Raw genomic sequence first — 21,192 nt, 5'->3', positions numbered from 1 at the left:
ACAAAATATCTAAAATGATCCATTTTTATAGGATTCATGGCTTACTTATCACCTTTTAAATGAAAAATATGGAGAATCAGGGCATAACATTTGTTTTCGTCTAATTTTTTTCTCTTTTATCATGAAAAGTGAAGACAAAACGATTTAGCCTAAACATTACAATCATTTCATGCCTATTTTGAGAATCAAATGTTCTTTAAGTGAACTTCATAATATAGAGGCAAGCCAAAGGAAGGAGTTAGTTGTTTGATGGAGCTCATTGATAATAAATCAAAGAGATGGATAAACATTTTAAAACTGCTTGTATCCAAAAATAAGTGGTGGAGCCTTCAAGAGATATCGAATGAACATATCGGTTCGGTTCGTGCCATTCAAAGCGATTTAGAACAAATGAAATCGTTCAAAACAGAGAACGGTGAGCCGTTAATCCACATAAAGCCGAGACAAGGCATATCCATTTGTTATACACAGACAATACGAGTGGACTACTATATCAAAGAAATTTTAAAAGATACGATTGAAATTCGATTAATTGACGGCATTTTTTTCGAACAAAACAGGTCTTTCTATGAATGGATGGACACGCTTAATATCAGTAGATCCACATTGTATAACACCATTCATAAAATCAATTCGATTCTTGTCTCTTATGACATTGAGTTACGCCCAGATAGTATGCAGTTCCATGGAAATGAGAAGGAGATTCGTCAATTCTTTGTTGAATTTTTGTTTGAAGTGTATGGAAGCCGGCTTTGGCCATTCGATGAAATTCAAAAGCAAGATGCAGTTGATTTATTACAAGAGCTATTTCAGGTGATCGAAGTCAATGTACCAGATGTGGCGATAGATAAATACTGCCTGTGGTTCGCCGTTTCCATTCACCGAATGAGGAAAAATTTCACAATAAGCCGTAAATATACGTACTCAATGAAAGAGGAAAAACAAACTTCTGCAGCCAAAGGGATCTATGATCAAATCAAAACATGGGAAGAGCATATTTGCCGAATGACCAAAGACGTATTTGATGTGACGCTGGATCATCATGAATTTGTCTTCTTGCTATTGATCGAACCAGCTATTGGACACTTTAAATCAATCGAAACTGTCGAAGAAAAATTGACGTTCTTCCAGTCACATACACCACGACTTTATGATGCCATTCATTCATTTATCAACCAATTGGAGTCGATTTTTCATCAAGAAATAGCGAATCGCAAGGTGATGACACTCGTTCTTCTCCAATATTATGTGTATTCCAATGAAATTACCGTGAGAGATGGATTCCTTTTCAAAAAGAAATCGAGCTATTTATCAGAGGTGAAAAAACAGTTTCCTTATTTCTATTCGAGGATTACTCATATCATCCAAGAGTTAAAAACAGACGATATCCTCGGTCCTTTTGTGAGAAATGAACGGGAATTGATTCGTATGATTACGTCTTCCTGGAGAGGACTTGTTCATCTGGAAATGGAACGGAGAAACACGCTGAACATTTTTGTTATTTCAACATTAGGCTATTATCATAGTTTGTTTATTGCGGATTTAATTAAATTAAGCGTACCTCCTCTCATTCACATTTTCACAAGTCCAGAGAATACATTAAATGATGTCACGATGGAGGAACTTGGGATCGATATGATTGTGACCGATACTGAGCTGCCTCTTCAATTCGGACAATCTACGCTACTGATCAGCTCTTTTCCAACAAAGAAAGAATTGGACAACTTGCACTCAAGATTGGTTGATATGATCGACTAATGTATATCAAAAAAAGCTGCTGAGGAGCTCTCAAGCAGCTTTTTGCTTCTGTATTAATGAAGCACTATTTGTTCATTCATCAAATCAATGGCATAAAGTGATTGCTCATATTCATCTAATAGAAGGTATACTTTGAGCGGTGCAGCCGTTTGATCTGTCTGCTGCGTGAATAGGACACAAGTGAATTTTTCGATCCCCTCTGGCAGCTTGCTTTTCAGAAAAGGATGAAGAATAGGAGAGATTCGAAGGGTATCAACATCTTTTAGCCAAAGTTCATCTTGTAACGCAGGATAATGGTCAACCAAAAACTGACGAAACACTTCCAATGTACTCAAGGTAGATATCCTCACTTTCTTCTATCATGGCTTCAAGCTTACCTAAACCAAACATGTTCAAAGTCATCCTATGATGTCAGCCCATCAAATGTCGTATACTACTAAAGACACGATTTCATTTTTTTCAAAAAGCATTGTAGATCAACTTTACTGTCATGAGTGTTTCATATGTATGACGTCTACTAAATTCCAACCGATGGACCTATGATCATATTCTTATCTGTTTCTTTCGTGATGAAACGACAACTTCCTGCTACAAAATTCCAAATTTCTTCAAAAAATTGGTGCAATGAGACAAAAAAGAACAGCTCCTCACTGTTCTTTCAAAGAAAACACTTCGCCGCTCTCTGCATCAACACCATCATGGCAATCGAGCTTTCCGCATAGAACATAATGTTTTTGCGCTTCGTCATAGACGTAAATAGGTGTAAGTTCAAGACGTTCTCTCAATTTTTCAAAGGCTTCTTTCTGAGATACAGAAATTTCACTTGCCGCTTGAGAGGGGCTCAGTATCCCGCACACTTGAAACATTTCTTTTTTATCTATGTAATTAACGGCTTCAAACGAGGTGGCGTCAATGAAGACCTTGACCTTGTCCATAAACCCACTGCCTTCTTGCCCGTTCGTTTTTAATATCGCATCGATGTATCCATGATCTCGATGGAGTGTTTTCAGAACCCACTTCCCTGTATCCTTTGGATATTTTTGCGCCAAGAAGGTTCGGACTGCTTTGATACACTCAGCTTGCTCTTCTTTTGATATCGGGAAGGTATCTGGTGACGGTTCCAATGAGAAAGCTTGTTCAGCTGAAATATTCTCATGAATATTCATTTCCTTTTTTTCAAAAGCATTATTTAACGGTTCATTCCACTCAATGATCTCATTCATGTGTATACAATGCGTTTCTTCACGCCTAAGTTCAAACGGAAGAGTTCCTGTTCCATCGTTCTTCACATAAATTTCTTCTAACGCATATATAGACCGGATTCGATTATGCTCGAAGGAAGGCCATTGAAACAGCTGTACTTGCTGCTCGGCTAAGTTCTCCAGCTTATCAAGAGAAAGTGCATATTCCTCAGCTTTCAGTAATGTTTTGGCTAAAAATGGGCCGTGGTGTGTAAAGTACATGAGCTGTCCATGTTCATTCCATTTCACTTCGATTCTGCCTGAAGATGTTACTTTCATACCATCTATTGCTTCTTCGAAAGAAAGTTCCCCTTTCTCCTTCTGATGCATATGAAAATGCTCATCATAGATCAATCCTGTTTCTTGTTCGATCCATTGAATGACATGAGCTGGATAAGGTCTCTTAAACGTGACCCCATGCTGCGCATAAGTTTTGTCCATGACAAAAATAACCGATTCGATCTGTCCTGTATTCAAATTCACTTCAATGACAGCTGTGCCGTCTGGGTTGACATCGTCGTCCGCAGGTTCAGCTTCATGAGAGGGGAACCATTCCATATTCAATGTATAAATCGTTTCATTGAACATGTTGACGTAACGATGAAAGCTGTGTCTTTTTAGATCATAAAGATCTAAGCCAAATTTCGACTTTGTCTGATCAATCAATTGTTGTATGTTTGCATTCAATGGTTTCACCTCAAAATGGTTATGTTTTATGGAAGAAGAAAAATGACGATAAAGATGAAGATGATGATTGCCATAAAAAAGCCTAAAGCTATTGCCATTATGTTTGACTCTTTTGTGTAGCCTGTTAATTCACCTACAGTCGATCGGTCAATTTTTCTAAAACGAAAAAGCATGCTTATATTTAAAATGGCTAGAACCATCAAAAACAAGAAAATGATCAATGCAGGATCGACGTCACTGAATGTATTATCCACATTTTGAAAAGTGAATGATTGAATAAACATAATGCCACTCAATATGACTTTCCAAACATTATCTAACCGTTTTTCTTTTTCCCACTCTTTCCCTAATTTCTCTTTTTCATAAATAGCTATCTGCTCGAAAATTGGAATGAAAGATTTTGTTGTTCCTTTTCTAATAAAGCCTAAAATGCCTTGGAGAAGCATTAAAATTCCTAAACAAAAAAGGAAATGTGTAAATTGGATTTTAACAATTTGAATCAACATAAAAAAAACGATGATCATAAGTCCGACAAATAAATTAGAGACAGCTATTTGTTTTGTCCTCATCTTTTTCAGTGCAGCTTGTTCCATGTCATAAACTCCTCCCCGTTTCAAATGTTTCTGTTGAACGCTCTATCTTTATTACGATTTCACCGAAAAAATGTTTCAATATTTTCCCTTTCTATTGTCAATTCGGCTTTTTTCGCAAATGAAAAGACGCCCATCATTCAATGAACGTCTTATCCTTCTTCATGAAATCAGCACATCATTTCTTGAGCAACTGTTCTGTCTTTTATTTGTTGAGCCGCCATGTGTTTAAAGTCATCGAAATTCATTCTTCAAATGAAATATTGCGTGTATTCACTTGGGCTGTATTCAATTTGAAACGCAGGGGATAAGGCTCGTTTCACTTCTTCAGTGATACGCTCTCCTTCTTGATTGAATTTCTTTTCCATGTCTGCACCATTTAGTACCAATTCATCTGTCTCTTCGTCAAACCAGCGGCCATACTGTATGTTCCAATTCCAGATTTTCGAGAAAAGTGTATCACTTATTGGTACATCGTCTTTTTCTAAATGACATTGACAATGCCCACAATGAAAAGGTTCATATCCATAATCTCCTTCAATTTTCACAAAAGGATGATCCTCATACTCTCGACAGCACACCCACTTTTTGAAGTTCTGACCGAATTCTGTCAGTTTAATCGAGTAATAACGCATGGAAGTGCGCCTTCCTATCATGTCAAAAATCCCTTGATCAATTAATGTCTTAAGTCGATACTCAATAAAATCATCGTCGATATACTGTTCTAAATGACCGAGCACTTCCCCTATTAAACGTGGCGTTACGATGTACTCCTCTTCTGGATGGGACTGATGAAGCCGCTTAGCCATTTTCACTAAATAAGCATCAAATTCATCTTCTGGTACGCTGATCGTTTGTCCTTTTTGCCATATTCGCAGCGTATGATTTTCTTTAGCAAATGAAAGCCATTCGATGAGGAATTGCGCTCTTTCTTCTTTTGTTACTGAGTGCATATGCTCTTTACTTTTGTACAAAACTTTCAATTTTTCAGTTGTGATTTCACCGGCATGCCGAATATCCATTCTTCTTGTATTTGTATTGAACAGTTGATCAAATGCGGTCGTTGTATTGATGAGAGACAATTCAATGTTTTTCTCTTTTAATAAATAGATGGCATATCGTAAGCCAATTTGCTCATGTGCATTACTGCCTGTCCAGATGAGAATACGCGTACCGTCTTTTATATCTTTTATTTGCTGAAGCATTCTATGCTGATCGGTGACCATGTCGTCAAAATGGCCAAATTCATTTGATATCACGTTACGCAGCCACTCTATACGATTCTCCTGTCCTTCATGTTCATGCAAATGCAGAAGGGGTCCAATCGAATAAATGTCATGAAAAGCGATAATATCATTTACTTGATCTTGCTTCATTTCGCAGAATGCTTGTTTTAAACTACCGGCAGTTGCTGCCCCAAATACGATATGTATCATCAGTCGTCTCCCTTTATATTACAGTTTACTTCATCTTCACCTATTCATGGTTCCCTCGTCAATTCTATTGAGTCAATTTCATTCAAAAGTATGACAATGAGATGATCAGATCTTTACATAAGTGATAAAGGCAGAACCGCGGAAGCTAGACTTTTACGAAAAACGAAAAGCCCCTCGAAGTGGGGCCATTTGCGTACACCCCGCTCTTGAGGCTTTCTTTCTGATTGATTTGTTTATGTAAATATTCTTAAAAAAGGAATTTCAGTTCAAGCCCTTATTCACAACTTCCCCTTCACAATCGTTCTCTTGGCTTTCTTAACAATTCTGCTAGTTGCTTTTGTGTCAGAATCTTTTGACCACTGGTCGCACAGGTTCGTTACCCAATTGGGCTGTGTTTTACTCGCGTCATTGAGCCAGTTTCCTACAGAATCTTGAACATATGTGGATGGATCGGATTTGAGTAAATTTAGAATAGGCAGTGCCCTCTCTGGCTCCTGTTTTAATAACTCAATATGCTTTGTCCATACCCCTCTCGGACGGATTGCCTCTAAAGAGAACCGGCGAAGATTTTCATCCTCGCTTTTTGCCCATTCTGTTAAATGCTCTATACTTTGATCGAGCTGTAGACTTAGACTTTCTCTCACTGACATCCACGCAATTTCTCGAACACCAAAATGATGATCAGCTGCAAATGGCTGAATGTACGCAAGTTTCTCTTCCAAGGTTGATAAACTCTGTTTGTTCATATAAGCAGCCCAACAGCGAACGCTATCAGATACGTGGTGAGCAAATACCTGCAGCACTTCCGTTTGTTTTTCTTCATTCTCTTCATGTAGCACGTCATCTAACAATTGACCAATGAGCCGAATGGCTTTCATTCCTGATTCAGCTTTTTGTTTAGTGATCTCAGATGATACATCGTCTAAACGATGCTCTAAACCAACGGACGGCAAAACATGCTGTATTAGCGTCATATGATTGACAGCCAGCCATTCAGTTAAATTCACACTTTCGATCTCTCCCTGATTCAAAAGGGTCAAGACGTCATGAGGGATATCAGTCCCCTTTCGAGCGCCTTTTCGATTGATCATTTCCTCACTTATTGGCATTCTGTATTCTCTCCTTGTCTGCGGCTTGGATATTGACTCCTATTGTAGCAAATAAACAACTTCACTGGTGCATTCTTCAAATCAAAAAGGAACTACCCGAAATAAGTAGTTCCTTCCATACAAAATTGAATGTAAGTTAGCTTCCTTGCTCGATCATCTTCAAACTCTTACGCTGAGAAAACCGATCAAACGCTACCATTAGAATGGTCATAAGTAAAGCGAGAAAAACAGTGCCAGCACTGATCCAGCTTAGGTTTAATATAGATGTTTCGCTTAGCACAATCCCTCCTACACCAGAGCCTAAGGCAAATCCGAATTGAATAAATGATGTATTGACACTTAAGGCGATATCAGGAGATTTTGGTACAAGTGTGACAAGATATAGCTGCTGAGCTGGTGATGTGCTCCATGTAGCGATCATCCATATCATGATGACAGCTACCATGACCACGAGATTACCTGTGACAAATGATAGCAGCAAGAGCATGATGATTTGCAAAATGATTCCTGAGAAAATCGTGAATATTGGGCCTTTTTTATCTGACGCCATCCCTCCAAGGCTGGAACCCAAAAAGCTGCATATTCCTGCTAGTAACAAAATACCACTGATTTCTGTGATGCTAAGGTTTGCTGATGCTTGCAGGAAGGGCGTTAAATAGGTAAATAACGTGGAATATCCACCTACATAGAATAGCGTCACTGCCACCGCGAGTAATATTCGCTTGTCTTTTAAAATCGATAACTGCATACGAAGCGTCACCGGTTCTTGTTCTTTCATAGAGGGGATTCGCCTATACACAACAATCAGCGGAATAAGCGTGATCAATCCAATGGCTGCGAATAATGCTTTCCATCCGATCATACTGCTTAAAAATGTCCCGATTGGAACGCCTAAAACTAAGGAGCTGCTGAGTCCCATTAAAATGATACCAATAGCTGTTCCTCTTTTTTCACGTTCTACAAGACGAGTCGCAACAGCCATTGCCACCACAATAGCCGTTCCCCCACTGATTCCTTGTAAAATCCTTGTCATCATCACCATTTCAAACGAATGGCTGACACTTGTGATGAAATTACTTAAAATAAAAATCATCAGCATCCATGACAGTATTTTTCTGCGGTCTATATTGATGGTCAGTGCAATGACAATCGGTGCGCCGATTGCCGCTGAGAGCGCTAAAGACGTGACCAATAATCCAGCGGCAGACGTCGTGACATGTAAATCATCTGCGACCATCTGGATAATGCCTGTAATGATATATTCGATTGTTCCGATTAAAAAGGCTGCTAATGCAAGTAAATAGACAACGGTTTTATTTTTCATCGTGACGTTTCTCCTTTGGGCAATGTTTACGATTTGATTTCATCTATAATAGGAATTTGAATTTCAATGAGTCTGCCTTCTTCATTTTCAGACAATGGGTAATAAATCTCTCGGCCCGGCTGGTCTTCTTTCACGCGGTATCCATTATTTTCGATCCATGTCGCCAGGTCAATACAAGCTGTTTGTGCGGATGGAGAATGTGAATGAAATAATAGTGTCGCCATGGTTTCTTCAGCAGGTAACGTACGTATCGTGATTCCTTGAGGAAGAGTGCCCCTTAACGCTTTGACGGAATACCCCACCTCAAATTCGAACTCACTTTCTTTTTCGAATGATTCCCTCCATAGCACTACTTGTGGTCCAGAGATCGATTCTTGTTGATGTTTAAGTAATAAATGATGAAACATTTGAAAGAATGAAGGAATTTCGTCAACAGATCCGTTGGATTGAAAAGACATGATGCGTTTGCTTTCAACCGATTTGATGATGACCTCCTGTTCTTTTTCAACACATCCCTCTCTTTTGATGAGGTGCATCCGTTCCTTAATACGCGCCAATTTCTGCTGTTCTCTCTCGATCAATTGCTGAATCTCACTTTCTTTCAACAGAAACATGCCCTGAATTTGCTCTACTGAGATATCTTCACGAAGAAGCTGAGCCATTTGCTTTAACGTAAAGCCCAATTCCTTGTACAGAAAAATTCGGTTGACCTCAAGCAGCTGTTCAGCTGAGTAATAACGGTATCCTGAATCTTGATCAATCTGCTTAGGCTTTAATAAATCAATTTGGTCATAATATCTTAAGGTTTTAACAGGCACTTTACTTAACATAGAAAAATCGCCGATCTTGAACATCCTGCATCTCCTCCGTTTTGTTGATCTGATCAAAGTATAAACCTTTCAGTTAAGGGGAAGGTCAACAGAAGATTTTAATATTCATTCGTATTATCATTAGACTAAGTTGAAGAATGTAGACTCCGACTTCGCATTCATCATCTATCAAGCATTCAGTCACCATGAAATAACTGCTGTTACGCAAAAAAAACCTAGATGTCTTAAAATCTAGGTTTTGCTAATTTTTTGATTCTAATTATATGTAAACAATTTGAGTTACTTTGTAAATTTACAACTATTATCGATTAAAATTTTTCTAACAATCCCATCTGCTCAACAATCTTTATATCATCCATAAATCGTTGCAAACTTACTTTATGCTCTTTCTTTTGTAAATCTGTTGAATAACCTAAGCATAGATTAAAAATACAATCTAACCTTTCTCCGACACCACTATAAAAATAATTCGTCAATATTACATTATTTTCACTTGCAAGAACCACAACTGTAGCCATCTCTAATACATATTCTATATCTTCTATAGAAATCGTTCGATCCTTTTTCTTAGCAGTCATGAATTCATGACTATGAATAGAACGAATCCTACCTTCAAGTAAATTGAGTATAGACTTCTTATAAATGACATACACACTGTGAATATGATGTTTATCAGGACAATAGGGATCTTGTAAAATGAATTTTATACGTTCATCTTCTTTTTCAATTTTTATTGCATCAAGATCATATAATAAAATATGATCAATTTTTTTTATTTTCATAGGAGGAAAAGCCTCAGTTAAATTTGTTTTACTTTTCATTTGATCACCTCATTTTTCACCAAACTTTACCACTCCCGTAAAATGCATGAGATTTTAATTCATAAGGATGATAATGTGTGAATGTACGTTTTCCTTTAGAAGCTTTATGTGCCTTATTATATCTATATCTCCCTGTGGGAGAGGCCCCTTTTGCAATAAGTCGTGCATTTACTGATCCGATACTCCAAGTATCCAAATGGCGTTTCAAACGAGAAATTGCCTTCTTCTTAGATCTACCAGGTCCCACCCATAAACCTATTGAATTTGATGTTCTCATGGCTTCATAATGAACATATCTTTTATTTTTTGTATTGTTATTAGCTACCTTTCCAGCTACCCATAAAGCTCCAGATTTAAGTGATAATAAACCTTGAGCAGCAAAATATATCAGTGTAGCAAGTCCGACACTTATAGCTAAAGCTTCAAGCATACTTACAGTTACTACTGCTCCTAAAGCAGGAATCCAAAAAACAGATGTTTTAAATTCCTCATCATTTAATTCAACATCTACTTTTTCATTTGTTTCTAGGTTTTTCATAGTTGCACTAAATGAATCCTCTAACAGAGTATCTAATTTAATTTCATACTCTGTTAACTTACCATTATTAGTTTCTGAAGAAATATTTATTACATTGTCCCCAATTTCGAACCCAAAGCCTAAAACAAATTCTTCATTAGATTCATTTTTCCCTTTTATTTGAACTATGACGTCACTGCTATCAATAAGACTATCTTTTTTATCTTCATGCTCAAAATCCAATTGTTCTTTCATTTCTTCAATAATTTTCAGATCTTCTTCTTCTTCTTCTTCACTAAATATTAATTCTTCTAACTCTTCAAAGTCTTCTTCTGAAATTTTAGATATTTCTTTTTCTTTTTTCTTTAAATACTCCTTATCTATATCTAATTCTTCTCGATTTTGACTAACTAATTCATCAAATGGTTTTTTAAGGACTCCTTCAAATTTCTCCTCATATATGTCTTCCAAATCTCTTTCTAAATTTTTAGTTTGTACTTCCATAGGGGTTAACATATCGACTTCGACATCTTCTAAACCTGAATCCTCCAATTCATTAACCAATTTCTTTTTTACTAATTCCATTGACTCACTATCAGTTAACTGCTCAGCGTTTGTTAGAGGTACATGAAGACTAAGTATTAAGGACACTATTATTATTTTAGTTAACATTTTTTTCATGTGTATTTTTCTCCCTGTTATTATCTGTAACTTTCTTGAACAAAATAGTATTTTGATCCATTGCTTAATTTGATAACTTTAGCGTTTTCCTCTAGAACATTTAAGATTTCATCGTGTTTCATCTTATAACGATTTGAATTTTGAGATAATAAGTTTGATACTATTCCTGTTACAAAAGCAGTTGCAGATGAAGTATGACTTAAATAATTAAATCTATTTTTTGGAAATGTAGTCAAAATATCCAGCCCTGGACCTACAATATCGACGTTTTTAATAGTTGTACCTGAAACTTGATTATATTCATGATTCACTGCCCCAACAGAAATTACATTAGGCTGATTAGCTGGGAATTGAATGTGATTATTAAAACTATTACCAGCTGCTGAAATAGTTATTATTTTTTTGTTTACTGCTTCAACAATTAAGTTTTCTAATTCAACGCTAGCCTTTGATGTACCCGCACTAAAATTAATAATATCTACATTTTGATCTATAGCCCATCTCAATGCTCTCTCTATTACTTTTATATTACTAGTACCTTTTTCAAAAGCTTTAATTGAATATATCTCCAATCTGCTAGATCCTACTACTCCTCTAGTTCCTGTTCCATTATTTCTTGCTCCGATAATGCCTGCTACCCCAGTTCCATGACCAGTATCATCCACAATGCTCTCATTAGGTTTAATAGCATTGAATTCCTTAGTTACTATACCTTTTAATTCTTGATGAGATTTATCAATTCCAGAGTCTATAATTGCTATTTTGATCTGTCTTTTATAAACTTTTTCATGCTTAATATTTAATGATTTATACCCCCAACTTTCTATTTGTTTATTTGTTAAATTCGGTATTTGCTGTTCTTTTTCCCATTCTTGAATTTCACTACTTTTTGAATTGACAATTAAAAAACTCACATAAATCACGACCAAAGATAAAAAAAGAAGCAAAACGAATTTTTTCATTATTACATATACATTCCTTTTAGTAATCTAATACTTTTAATTCGAACAACAAGATAGTAACTTAGCCTTCTATATATGTCAACTATATATCAATTATCCAACATTTATCCAATAGGTAATTTTAGAATAGGAAAACAATTTTTCATTTTTCAATCCTTACTAATAATTGATAACTGAATCATGAAATCAAAAAGTTCAACGTTTCTTGAATCTATATCGTATTCTGTATTACATGTTTTTAAAGCTCTCTCAATCTGCAAACTCTCATTTTTTCCTAATTCAAAACTTAGCCTCTCTTACTCTAAACAATCCAATCTTTCAAGACACTTCAACATGTTTCCAATTTTAAAGAAATCGAGTATGACACCATCGCAAAATCGCTCAGCTCTTACAACCCCCATGATGAGAGCCAGTACACACTGCGCATTTAAATTTGAGATGTCCACATTCTCCATATCGTTCGTTCCACCCTCAATGCCATTTTCTTTGAGGATCTCACTGTAGCGGGTAAGCTCCATTTCTTGATGTTGTTCTGCAAAGGTATAGACATCCTCGATAAAACGACAGACCGTTTCGGAATGATTCACATAGGGCATCTGAATGGGGTGTTCCGCTGTTCCATCATTTTCTTTATCTATTACCCATTCTCCTATATGATCCTCCTGAAGCATAGGTATGTATTTAGTCAACATCTCGAATTGGCTCATTTTTATTCTCCTCTATTTCATTTATTTAATCGACACCTATGGATCAGTATATAAAAAAATCCGTGATCATCCTACAAGCTAGAAGCCAGTATTCAAATCACGGACAGTCTTTATTCATTTCACATTTTACACTCTTACCATTGATACAACGGTCTCCACATGCGCCGTATGCGGAAACATATCGACTGGCTGCATGTATTCGATCTTGTAGTCTTTTGACATGTATTCGAGGTCTTTTGCTAGTGTTGATGGGTTGCAAGAGACGTAGACAAAGCGTTTTGGTTTGACTTGTTTGACGGTGTCTAAGAAGGTGCTTTCGCAGCCTGTTCTTGGCGGGTCGACGACGATAACGTCAGGACGGAAGCCTTCTTTGACCCATTTTGGCAGCCAGTGTTCGGCTGTTCCGGTTACATAGGTCGCGTTTTTCATGCCGTGTTTTTTGGCATTTTTCTTGGCATCATCAATTGATTCTTTGATGACATCCATTCCTCGTACTTCTTTGGCGCCATCTGAAAGCCACATCCCAATCGTTCCAACGCCGCAATACGCATCGACAATTTTTTCTTTGCCAGTCAGTTTTGCCGCTTTTTTTGCTTCGTCGTAAAGCTTTAGCGTTTGCTTCGGATTCAATTGGAAGAAAGCACGAGCACTCAGTTCGAAGGAGACGTCTCCTAAAAATTCTTGAATGACCATGTTGCCAGCTAGGTGAGATGTCTTATGACCAAAGATGACCGACGTTTTTTCACCATTGATGTTGTGCATAATGGACGTCACTTCTGGCAGACGTTTTTGAATGGCTTCGGCAATTTCTTTTTTCTTTGGAAATTCAGGTTTTGATGTGACAAGAACAACTTGTACTTCACCTGTTTCAAAGCCAACTCGAACAACAATCGACCGCACGTCGCCTTTTCTTGTCCGTTCATTGTAGACCGATACACCGAATTTCTCTAAAATTTTGCGGACAACGCCCGTTGTTTTGTTCGTTTTCGGGTGCTGCACGATGCATTCCTTGATCGGTACAAGCTTATGAGAGTTCAGTCCGTATAGCCCCGCAATGATGTCGCCGCTATGAGAACGCCCTACTTGGAACTGACTTTTATTCCGGTAGTGCCATGGATCTTCCATACCGATCGTTGGTCGAATATCTAACTTTTCAACTGATATCTTCGTATGGCGTTCCATTGATTGAATGACAATATCACGTTTTTCCTTTAGCTGCTGCTCATACGCCAAATGCTGAAGCTGACATCCGCCGCACTCTTCGTAAACTGGGCATGGCGGTTTCACTCGATGCTCGGAGCGCTTTCTAACTTTTCTAACCGTACCTTCTGCATATTTTGCTTGGACATTCGTTGCTTCCACAACCACTTCTTCGCCTGGAAGCGCACCTGGGACAAAGACCACTTGCTTTTTAAAATAACCGACCCCTTCACCATTAATGCCAAGGCGTTTAATGGTAAGCGGAAACTGCTGTCCCTTTTGCAAAAGGGCACCTTGCTGTTTTTCCTTCACTTCATTCTCTCCGTTCTATCTGAACCCTTGATAGGTTGTCTTCATTTTATTCCATCTCATTAGTATACCATGACTTGGACAAAGAGAGAAAATCCCTTTCATTTATCTGTCTCAATGCTTCTCCATAAATATAAAGAAGCGTAGCTTAAATAAGGAGTCCAATCCTTGCTTAATGCTGCCATCTCTTCTTTTGTCGGCTTTGCAGGCAGGTCAAAGTGCCGTTTGATGGCGTTTTGAATCCCGATATCTGCCATCGGAAAGAGATTCGGTCTTCCAAGTCCATTCATGAGCACATTTTGAACTGTCCAAGGTCCAATCCCTCTAATCGGAAGCAGACGTTCTTCCACCTCCAGATCAGTTAAATCATGTAATTCTTCTAAAGAAAGAGAGCCGCTCACAATTCGCTTTGAGACATCGATGACATATTCCGCTTTCCTCTGACTAAATTGGAGCTTTCTCAAATCCTCTGTTTCAAGTGAAGCGATGGCTTCTGGTAAAGGATCAAACCAAACCCCCTCTATTTGCTCGCCGTACGTATGAACAAACCGTTTCGTGAGTTCATAAGCAAACGCCAGATTGAGCTGCTGATGAATGATGCATTTCATCAAGCAATGATATAAGTGAAAATCCAGCATGAGCGGTGTCCCCTTATGACGCTCAAAAACGGGCGCTAAGTTGGTTTGAGAAAAATGCTCATGGACAGCGTCTAATTGATGCTCCATGCCAAATATCCGTTTCACCTCACATATGAGAGGTTCCTCAGGACCATTTCCTTTCACCCGAAACGTGGGCGCTTCTTTTGTTCCGGTGGCTTGAACGACGACAACGTATGGTTTTTGTTCTAATCTGATTGGTACTTTGATTTCTCTTTTATTCAAATCGACTGCTTTTAATGGATCATTTGATAAGCGTCTGAGCACTTGATCAAAGTGATATGGCGGTTCAACAGTCAGCTCTTTTTCCCACATGTTTTCCTCTTCCTTTCTGCAAACACGCAGATGCGATTGTTTCACTTTGCATGAATGATTCTCTTGATTGAATACATTTAAACATAAAGAGTACAAGAATTTATCAGTTATATCTTCCTTATTTCCGGTCATTTTCCTTTTGGTTGAAGGAACATTTTTAGTCGAATTCAGCTAAAATTCGACAGCACCCTTCAAAATTTTAGGCTCATTTTCCTTAAATTAGAAATAGAACCTCTGGGTGATATCTTCTATCCTAAAAACATTTGTATAATTATGACATATCAAGGAGGTGAACAAAGGAATTAGCTGATTAGGCAATCATTTGTTTTATCTTGCAGGAACATATTTTACCTCATTGATAACCGGCTTCACCTAGTTTCACTTTTTACGAAAAGGAAGACCCAAACATTTTAAAACAAAGGAGATCCGACCAATGAAAAAAACCATTCTTTCTATTGCCCTTGCCACTGCTGTTTCTTCAACACTACCAGTATTTGCTGACGCTGCTGAGAAAAAAACGTCAGCACCCGTCTCAACTACACTACAGCAAACTGTATTAAACAAAGCGGCTGAAGGAAAAGCTGGAACGACTGCTAGTCCTAATGTTAACGTCAACTTCGATGTTCTTGGAATTGCCAATGCAATTGTTAACGCAGTAAACGCAAATGCCAACCGTTCTGGATTCGTTAAAAGCGTGATGGAAAGCACTTTCTATGCTGCTGGTGGCAGATATAATGTCATGGTCTTTAACCTAAGCCAAAATTATGAAGACCGTTTTAACGGCGTGAAAACTTTCGCTACTGCTAATCTTGGTAACGTTGTTTACGGTATTTGGGTATTTGAAAGTGGTACCTTTAAAAACAACGGCGATGGCGGCTGGGATAACTGGGCGTTCAGAGGTTGGTTTGATCGTCAAGATAAATTTGTTACGTTCCATCGTCCTTAATTCTCGGTTTTATCCATCAATCATACACGCACATTGGACCGATCTCAGTGATGAGATCGGCTTTTTTTATGTAGAACACGTATAAGTTCACCCGCGCTGCTTCATGATATAATGCAAGTCTGGAGGGGTGCTCATGCTGAAGAAAATTGCAGTGACAAAAAACGGCGACTTGATTGAACATGCAACATTGCAGCAGCTTTCAAGCCCCGATATCGCCTGGTATTGGATTGATTTTCATGCGCCTACGGAAAAGGAAGCAGCGCTTTTAAAGGAATACTTTCAGTTCCATCCGCTTGCGATTGAGGATTGCTTCCATTATTTACAGCGTCCGAAGCTTGATTTTTATGAAGGGTATTTATTTTTTGTGCTTCATGCCCTGAATCAAAAGACGCTTCGATCTGAGGAAATCGATCTGTTTGTTGGTGAGAATTATATTGTGACCTTTCATTTGAAGGAAGCACCATACATTGATCGTGTCATTCGAAAGCTCAAAGAATCTGACAAAACCCGAAATAGCGGACCTGAGCATATTGCTTATATGCTGATTGATCAGCTTACCGATGATTATTTCCCAATCATTTATCAAATTGAGGACAGGCTGAATGAAATCGAGGATGAAGAAGGTCATAAAACATATGGAACGCTGATGAACGAAGTATTTGGAATTCGATCCGATTTGCTCAAGCTGCGACGAACGATTATCCCGATGAGGGACCTTTTATATCGTATTGTAAACACGCACATGATGAAAAGCGATACAAATCGTCAAGCATATTTTAATGATATTTATGATCACTTATTGAAATTAACAGAGATTGTCGAGTCGAACCGAGAAATGACAGCAGATTTAAGAGACAGCTATCAGACGCTGAATTCCAATCGAATGAATGCGATCATGATGACGCTGACCATAGTGTCGACCATTTTTATCCCATTGACCTTTATTGTTGGAGTGTACGGAATGAACTTTGATAACATGCCTGAATTACACTGGAAGTATGGCTATTTTGGCGTACTGATTTTCATGGGTGCGCTCGTCTCGGGTATGCTTTTGTGGTTTAAGCATAAAGGATGGTTCCGCATATTCAAATAATGTGTGGAGAGAATGGCTGAGGAGGCGGTTAGATGAAAAACTGGATTCCATTGTCTCATCAAGAACGAAAGCTCGTATGGGAGACGCTCTATCGAGATTTCAAATTTAATCCGAGCATCTCTCGTTTCCCTTCATTTCGCGTACCTTCTCCTTTCATTACATATGATATTTCTGCTTATTTTGAGGACTCTTCCCTTCTACATGCAGATGAAGACCTTGAAGAGAAAGCATTACTTGTTTTTCAGGAGCTTATCAGAACAGACGAATATATGCTGGCACTTGACTGGCAGCACGAATGCTACTGGATCACACCATACGGCTCATTTGAAAAAGATGAATTTGGAGAATGGACAGTGCCTGTGCTTCCTAACGGGGATTATTATTTCTTTTTATCAAAAGAGATGCATTGGGGCTTGCTAGGACATCCTTGGGAGCAAAGTATCACGATTTTCGGTGAGGGCTTGATTGACTCTTTCACGCGTCATCATCCGATTTTGTTTCAGCGTAAAATAAGAGAAGGATAAAGAAAAAGCTCGCAGGTCTTCTGCAAGCTTTTTTCTATAGCTGAGGCAGATGCCATACTTTTTCAAGCATGAGATCGTCTAGGCTTTTAAAGGAATAACCTTGTTTTTTCAGTGCCGTGATGGCATCATCCAATGCCTCGGCATTGTCTCTTGAGACGGTATGAAGTAAGTAAATGGCACCTGGATGCGCCTGCTTCATCATTTGATCGTAAGCATACTGTTTTCCTTTTTGATGATGAATATGCCAATCCACAAACGCCACTGACCAAAAAACGGTTTGGTAGCCTAGCTCTTTTGTTTCCTTCAGCACTCTTTCACTGAATACACCGCGCGGCGGACGAAGATAGAGGTTGTCTTGTTTTCCAGTGATTTTGTACACGGCTTCATTGACACGCCCCAGCTCTTCTTTGATTTCTTCCGTACTCTTTGTTGTTAAATCTGGATGGTGATAGGAATGGTTGCCGATGATATGACCTTCCTCTGCCATACGTTTGACGAGCTCAGGCTGATCCTTTACAAAATGCCCTGTCACAAAAAAGGTGCCTGGTACTCGATGTTTTTTCAGCACATCTAAGATCTTCGGCGTGTACCCATTTTCATAGCCATTGTCGAAGGTAAAATAAATCTCTTTCTTTTTCGTATTTCCTAAATAGAAGGCATCATACTTTTTTAAAAGAGCGTTCAGTTCTTTACCCGCATCTGCTGGCTTGTGTTCTTTGCTTTTCGCAAATCCCCAATGGACGGGCTGATTAGATACGGCTTCCGCTTCTGAGAGAGGCATGGATACAAAAAGCGCACATAAACAGATGAGCATGTATTTTTTCATTTACATCACTTCCCGGTTTTTCTTCTATTGTGCAGAATAAGACCGAGACTCATACACTGATTCACCTGCCAATTTAAAGAAAAAAGCCCGCACTGTGCGAGCTATTCTTCCTTCCAATCACTTTTAAACCGTTCATATTTCGCTTCTAGGTCGTCAATCATCTGGATCAGTCTGTCTATATCCTCAACATCTGTTGATTCAGGATCTAATGAATCAATCACATTCATAAACATATCTAATCGGTTCTTTAAATAGTCAACCTGCTGCTCTTTGCTGTCTGCTGCCTTGCCCATAGATACACTCCCTTTAGCATTTGTTTCTAGCTTATCTTTTTTTCCCTTGTAAATCAATGAAACCCCACTTGCGTATAACGGTGATGGGGCTTAAAATTAACTGTTGGCGGGTCCACGTTTGCCCGAATGAAAAGGAGATAGATACCATGAACCAAAAAACAGCACTTCGTCCGATTACACCTGCATATGACCCTTGGGAAGCCTATCTTGATGTGCAGGATTACGGAGAGATGAAGCTGACAAATATTGAATTTACAACTACGACGTTGTGTAACATGAGATGTGAGCACTGCGCGGTCGGCTATACGTTGCAGCCAAAAGACCCGAATGCACTGCCGCTTGATTTACTGCTTCGCCGTTTAGATGAAGTTCCGCTTCTGCGCTCAATCAGTATTACAGGCGGAGAGCCGATGCTTTCTCTCAAATCTGTGCGGGAATATGTCGTCCCTTTATTAAAGTATGCCCATGAACGCGGCGTCCGTACACAGATCAATTCAAACTTAACACTTGATTTGGCGCGATATGAAGAAATTATTCCATACTTAGATGTTCTTCACATCTCACATAACTGGGGAACTATCGAAGAGTTTGCAACGGTCGGTTTTGCGATGATGGACAGAAAACCAACCTTTGAGCAGCGCGAGAAATTATTTAACCGCATGATTGAAAATAGCCGGGCACTTGTCAAAGCAGGTGTCACCGTATCTGCTGAAACCATGCTTAATAAACGCACGCTTCCATATATTAAACACATCCACCGACAAATTGTGGAGGAAATGAAATGCCAGCGCCACGAAGTTCACCCGATGTACCCAAGTGATTTTGCCAGCGCCCTTGAATCATTGACGCTACCGCAAATGCGTGATGCGATTCATCAACTGCTTGATATTCGTGATCAAGACACATGGATGCTGTTTGGCACCCTGCCATTTTATTCTTGCAGTACAGATGAAGAAGACCAGCGCCTTCTCAAACGATTGCGTCAGGAGAAGCATGTCACGGTACGAAATGACCCTGACGGACGCTCACGGTTGAATGTGAATATTTTTGATGGGAATATTATTGTGACGGACTTTGGTGATACACCGCCGCTTGGAAATATTGCGACCGATACATTGCAATCAGCTTATACTCGCTGGATGGACACAAAATTAGCAAAAGAGCTGAATTGTCATTGTCCAAGCGTACAATGCCTCGGTCCGAATGTTCTTGTGAAAAACAGCTATTATCAAGATGTTGATTTTACTTCTCGTACAGCCAGGGGGTAACCGATAGATGGACGATACATTTCTGACAGTGGTCAAGAACAAATACATTGAAATTCTAATTGTTGGACTTGTTCTTTGGCTTGCCGTCTTTATCATCAACAAAGCCCTTCAGATTTTCTTTAAACGAACGGAGTTTATTGAAGATAAGAAGAAGAAAACGATCGAGAGCTTGGTCAAATCTGTGACGAAGTACACAGCTTCAATTTGCTTTGTATTCTATGTCATTTCTCTCTTCTTTCATGATTTTGGAAAAATTCTTGCAGGTGCTGGTGTTGCTGGGATCGTCATCGGTTTTGGCGCCCAGACGCTAATTCGTGATATTTTAGCAGGCATCTTCCTGATCTATGAACGTCAGATTCATAAAGGGGATTATGTGACAGTGAATAACCTCTTTAATGGAACGATTGAAGAAATTGGTCTCCGTTCTTTGCAAATTAGAGAATGGAGCGGCAAGCTGTTAACCATTTCTAACGGAGACATCCGGCAAATTCAAAACTATAACATGCACTACATGCGGATTACGGAGTCTGTATTAATTAGTGCGAATCAAAACCCAGATACAGCCTTTCAAGCACTAGAAACGGCCTGTGACAATTTAAATCAAATGCATCATGATTTTCTTAAAAAAGATGAATTCCAGCATGCCATTGAACCGTTTCAAGTCCATGGCATTATGGGTCTGAACAAGCTGAACCGCGGGATTGAGATCACAGTGAAAGGAATGGTCGAAGACGAAAAATACTTCGATGCCGCCCTCGCTGTCCGAAAAGAAATGATCAAACAACTTCATCAGCATGATGTCAAATTGCTTGAAGATCTCGTTTATCCCCAGCCTGCAAAATAACCTCATTTGTGATGGGGTTATTTTTTATATCATTGGCTCTTATTTCTTTATTTATTAGGTGCGCCGAGCTGACTCGGGTTCTCGAAAAACATGAAACGCTTGAACAGCTTGGACACATCAGCTAAGAAATCTCTTCATTTCAGCCCTCTAACTTCTATCCTCTTGACTAATTCATGTATAATAGAAAACAGAATGATTTCATGCAGCATGGGGACCCTCATACTGTGTATTTTCTAAGTGAAAGAGAGTGAATAA

At 38.7% G+C, this 21,192-nt stretch carries 21 protein-coding genes; 6 read left to right on the top strand and 15 right to left on the bottom strand.

The genetic code is table 11. The annotated features are described in order from the left end of the window. Positions 1-249 precede the first annotated feature (249 nt). Positions 250-1,758 carry a helix-turn-helix domain-containing protein gene (locus MHI11_RS04100; protein ID WP_044139715.1) on the top strand — a complete coding sequence of 503 codons (1,509 nt, stop codon included), beginning with the start codon at positions 250-252 and terminating at the stop codon, positions 1,756-1,758. A gap of 53 nt (positions 1,759-1,811) precedes the next feature. On the opposite strand, the gene MHI11_RS04095 is transcribed toward MHI11_RS04100, so the two are convergent. From MHI11_RS04095 to MHI11_RS04035, 13 genes are all read right to left on the bottom strand, one after another. Continuing rightward, positions 1,812-2,093, bottom strand: a complete 282-nt coding sequence (locus MHI11_RS04095) for a hypothetical protein (protein WP_003217864.1) — start codon at positions 2,091-2,093, stop codon at positions 1,812-1,814. Positions 2,094-2,405: 312 nt separating this feature from the next. Further along, positions 2,406-3,695, bottom strand: a complete 1,290-nt coding sequence (locus tag MHI11_RS04090; RefSeq protein WP_340909489.1) for a hypothetical protein — start codon at positions 3,693-3,695, stop codon at positions 2,406-2,408. 17 nt (positions 3,696-3,712) lie between these two features. After that, a complete protein-coding gene (locus MHI11_RS04085; protein WP_044139717.1) occupies positions 3,713-4,279 on the bottom strand; it encodes a hypothetical protein in 567 nt (188 codons plus the stop codon). 248 nt (positions 4,280-4,527) lie between these two features. After that, complete coding sequence (locus MHI11_RS04080) at positions 4,528-5,712, bottom strand: DUF1835 domain-containing protein (RefSeq protein WP_044139718.1); 1,185 nt, start codon at positions 5,710-5,712, stop codon at positions 4,528-4,530. Positions 5,713-5,990: 278 nt separating this feature from the next. Beyond that, complete coding sequence (locus tag MHI11_RS04075) at positions 5,991-6,821, bottom strand: DNA alkylation repair protein (protein WP_044139719.1); 831 nt, start codon at positions 6,819-6,821, stop codon at positions 5,991-5,993. Between the two features lie 136 nt (positions 6,822-6,957). Beyond that, positions 6,958-8,145: an MFS transporter gene (locus MHI11_RS04070; protein ID WP_044139720.1), complete on the bottom strand. Its 1,188-nt coding sequence runs from the start codon at positions 8,143-8,145 to the stop codon at positions 6,958-6,960. 26 nt (positions 8,146-8,171) lie between these two features. Beyond that, positions 8,172-8,999 (bottom strand): MerR family transcriptional regulator, encoded by an 828-nt coding sequence (locus MHI11_RS04065; RefSeq protein ID WP_044139721.1) that lies wholly within the window; start codon positions 8,997-8,999, stop codon positions 8,172-8,174. Positions 9,000-9,283: 284 nt separating this feature from the next. Continuing rightward, positions 9,284-9,796 carry a hypothetical protein gene (locus MHI11_RS04060; RefSeq protein ID WP_044139722.1) on the bottom strand — a complete coding sequence of 171 codons (513 nt, stop codon included), beginning with the start codon at positions 9,794-9,796 and terminating at the stop codon, positions 9,284-9,286. 16 nt (positions 9,797-9,812) lie between these two features. Next, positions 9,813-10,994: a hypothetical protein gene (locus MHI11_RS04055; RefSeq protein ID WP_231129498.1), complete on the bottom strand. Its 1,182-nt coding sequence runs from the start codon at positions 10,992-10,994 to the stop codon at positions 9,813-9,815. 20 nt (positions 10,995-11,014) lie between these two features. Further along, the gene (locus tag MHI11_RS04050; protein WP_044139723.1) at positions 11,015-11,956 is read right to left on the bottom strand and encodes a S8 family peptidase; all 942 of its coding nucleotides are present in this window, start codon (positions 11,954-11,956) and stop codon (positions 11,015-11,017) included. Positions 11,957-12,252: 296 nt separating this feature from the next. Beyond that, the gene (locus tag MHI11_RS04045) at positions 12,253-12,663 is read right to left on the bottom strand and encodes a DUF6508 domain-containing protein (protein WP_044139724.1); all 411 of its coding nucleotides are present in this window, start codon (positions 12,661-12,663) and stop codon (positions 12,253-12,255) included. Positions 12,664-12,789: 126 nt separating this feature from the next. Continuing rightward, positions 12,790-14,175 carry a 23S rRNA (uracil(1939)-C(5))-methyltransferase RlmD gene (gene rlmD / locus MHI11_RS04040; protein ID WP_065097471.1) on the bottom strand — a complete coding sequence of 462 codons (1,386 nt, stop codon included), beginning with the start codon at positions 14,173-14,175 and terminating at the stop codon, positions 12,790-12,792. Between the two features lie 98 nt (positions 14,176-14,273). Continuing rightward, complete coding sequence (locus tag MHI11_RS04035) at positions 14,274-15,143, bottom strand: DNA-3-methyladenine glycosylase family protein (RefSeq protein WP_065097472.1); 870 nt, start codon at positions 15,141-15,143, stop codon at positions 14,274-14,276. A 433-nt stretch (positions 15,144-15,576) separates the two neighbouring features. On the opposite strand from MHI11_RS04035, the gene MHI11_RS04030 reads away from it, so the two are divergent. The 3 genes from MHI11_RS04030 (at position 15,577) to MHI11_RS04020 (ending at position 17,706) form a co-directional block, all read left to right on the top strand. Next, a complete protein-coding gene (locus MHI11_RS04030) occupies positions 15,577-16,089 on the top strand; it encodes a hypothetical protein (protein ID WP_044139727.1) in 513 nt (170 codons plus the stop codon). Positions 16,090-16,222: 133 nt separating this feature from the next. Next, positions 16,223-17,182: a magnesium/cobalt transporter CorA gene (corA, locus tag MHI11_RS04025; protein ID WP_044139728.1), complete on the top strand. Its 960-nt coding sequence runs from the start codon at positions 16,223-16,225 to the stop codon at positions 17,180-17,182. Between the two features lie 32 nt (positions 17,183-17,214). Beyond that, entirely contained in the window at positions 17,215-17,706 is a 492-nt protein-coding gene (locus MHI11_RS04020; RefSeq protein WP_065097473.1) for a DUF2716 domain-containing protein, read from the top strand. 34 nt (positions 17,707-17,740) lie between these two features. On the opposite strand, the gene pdaA is transcribed toward MHI11_RS04020, so the two are convergent. Continuing rightward, positions 17,741-18,532 (bottom strand): delta-lactam-biosynthetic de-N-acetylase, encoded by a 792-nt coding sequence (pdaA, locus tag MHI11_RS04015; protein ID WP_268506797.1) that lies wholly within the window; start codon positions 18,530-18,532, stop codon positions 17,741-17,743. A gap of 101 nt (positions 18,533-18,633) precedes the next feature. After that, positions 18,634-18,825 carry an SE1561 family protein gene (locus tag MHI11_RS04010; RefSeq protein ID WP_044139757.1) on the bottom strand — a complete coding sequence of 64 codons (192 nt, stop codon included), beginning with the start codon at positions 18,823-18,825 and terminating at the stop codon, positions 18,634-18,636. Positions 18,826-18,971: 146 nt separating this feature from the next. Here MHI11_RS04010 and yfkAB point away from each other — a divergent pair, with 146 nt between their 5' ends. Further along, on the top strand, positions 18,972-20,093 hold the full coding sequence (gene yfkAB, locus MHI11_RS04005) for a radical SAM/CxCxxxxC motif protein YfkAB (RefSeq protein WP_340960503.1): 1,122 nt from the start codon (positions 18,972-18,974) through the stop codon (positions 20,091-20,093). 7 nt (positions 20,094-20,100) lie between these two features. After that, positions 20,101-20,937 carry a mechanosensitive ion channel family protein gene (locus tag MHI11_RS04000; RefSeq protein ID WP_003218032.1) on the top strand — a complete coding sequence of 279 codons (837 nt, stop codon included), beginning with the start codon at positions 20,101-20,103 and terminating at the stop codon, positions 20,935-20,937. The last annotated feature ends 255 nt before the right edge of the window (positions 20,938-21,192 follow it).

Source organism: Bacillus sp. FSL K6-3312 (assembly GCF_038007485.1).
In the GTDB taxonomy this organism is placed as follows: domain Bacteria; phylum Bacillota; class Bacilli; order Bacillales; family Bacillaceae; genus Bacillus; species Bacillus pumilus.
This window is presented reverse-complemented; position numbering and strand designations above follow the sequence as displayed.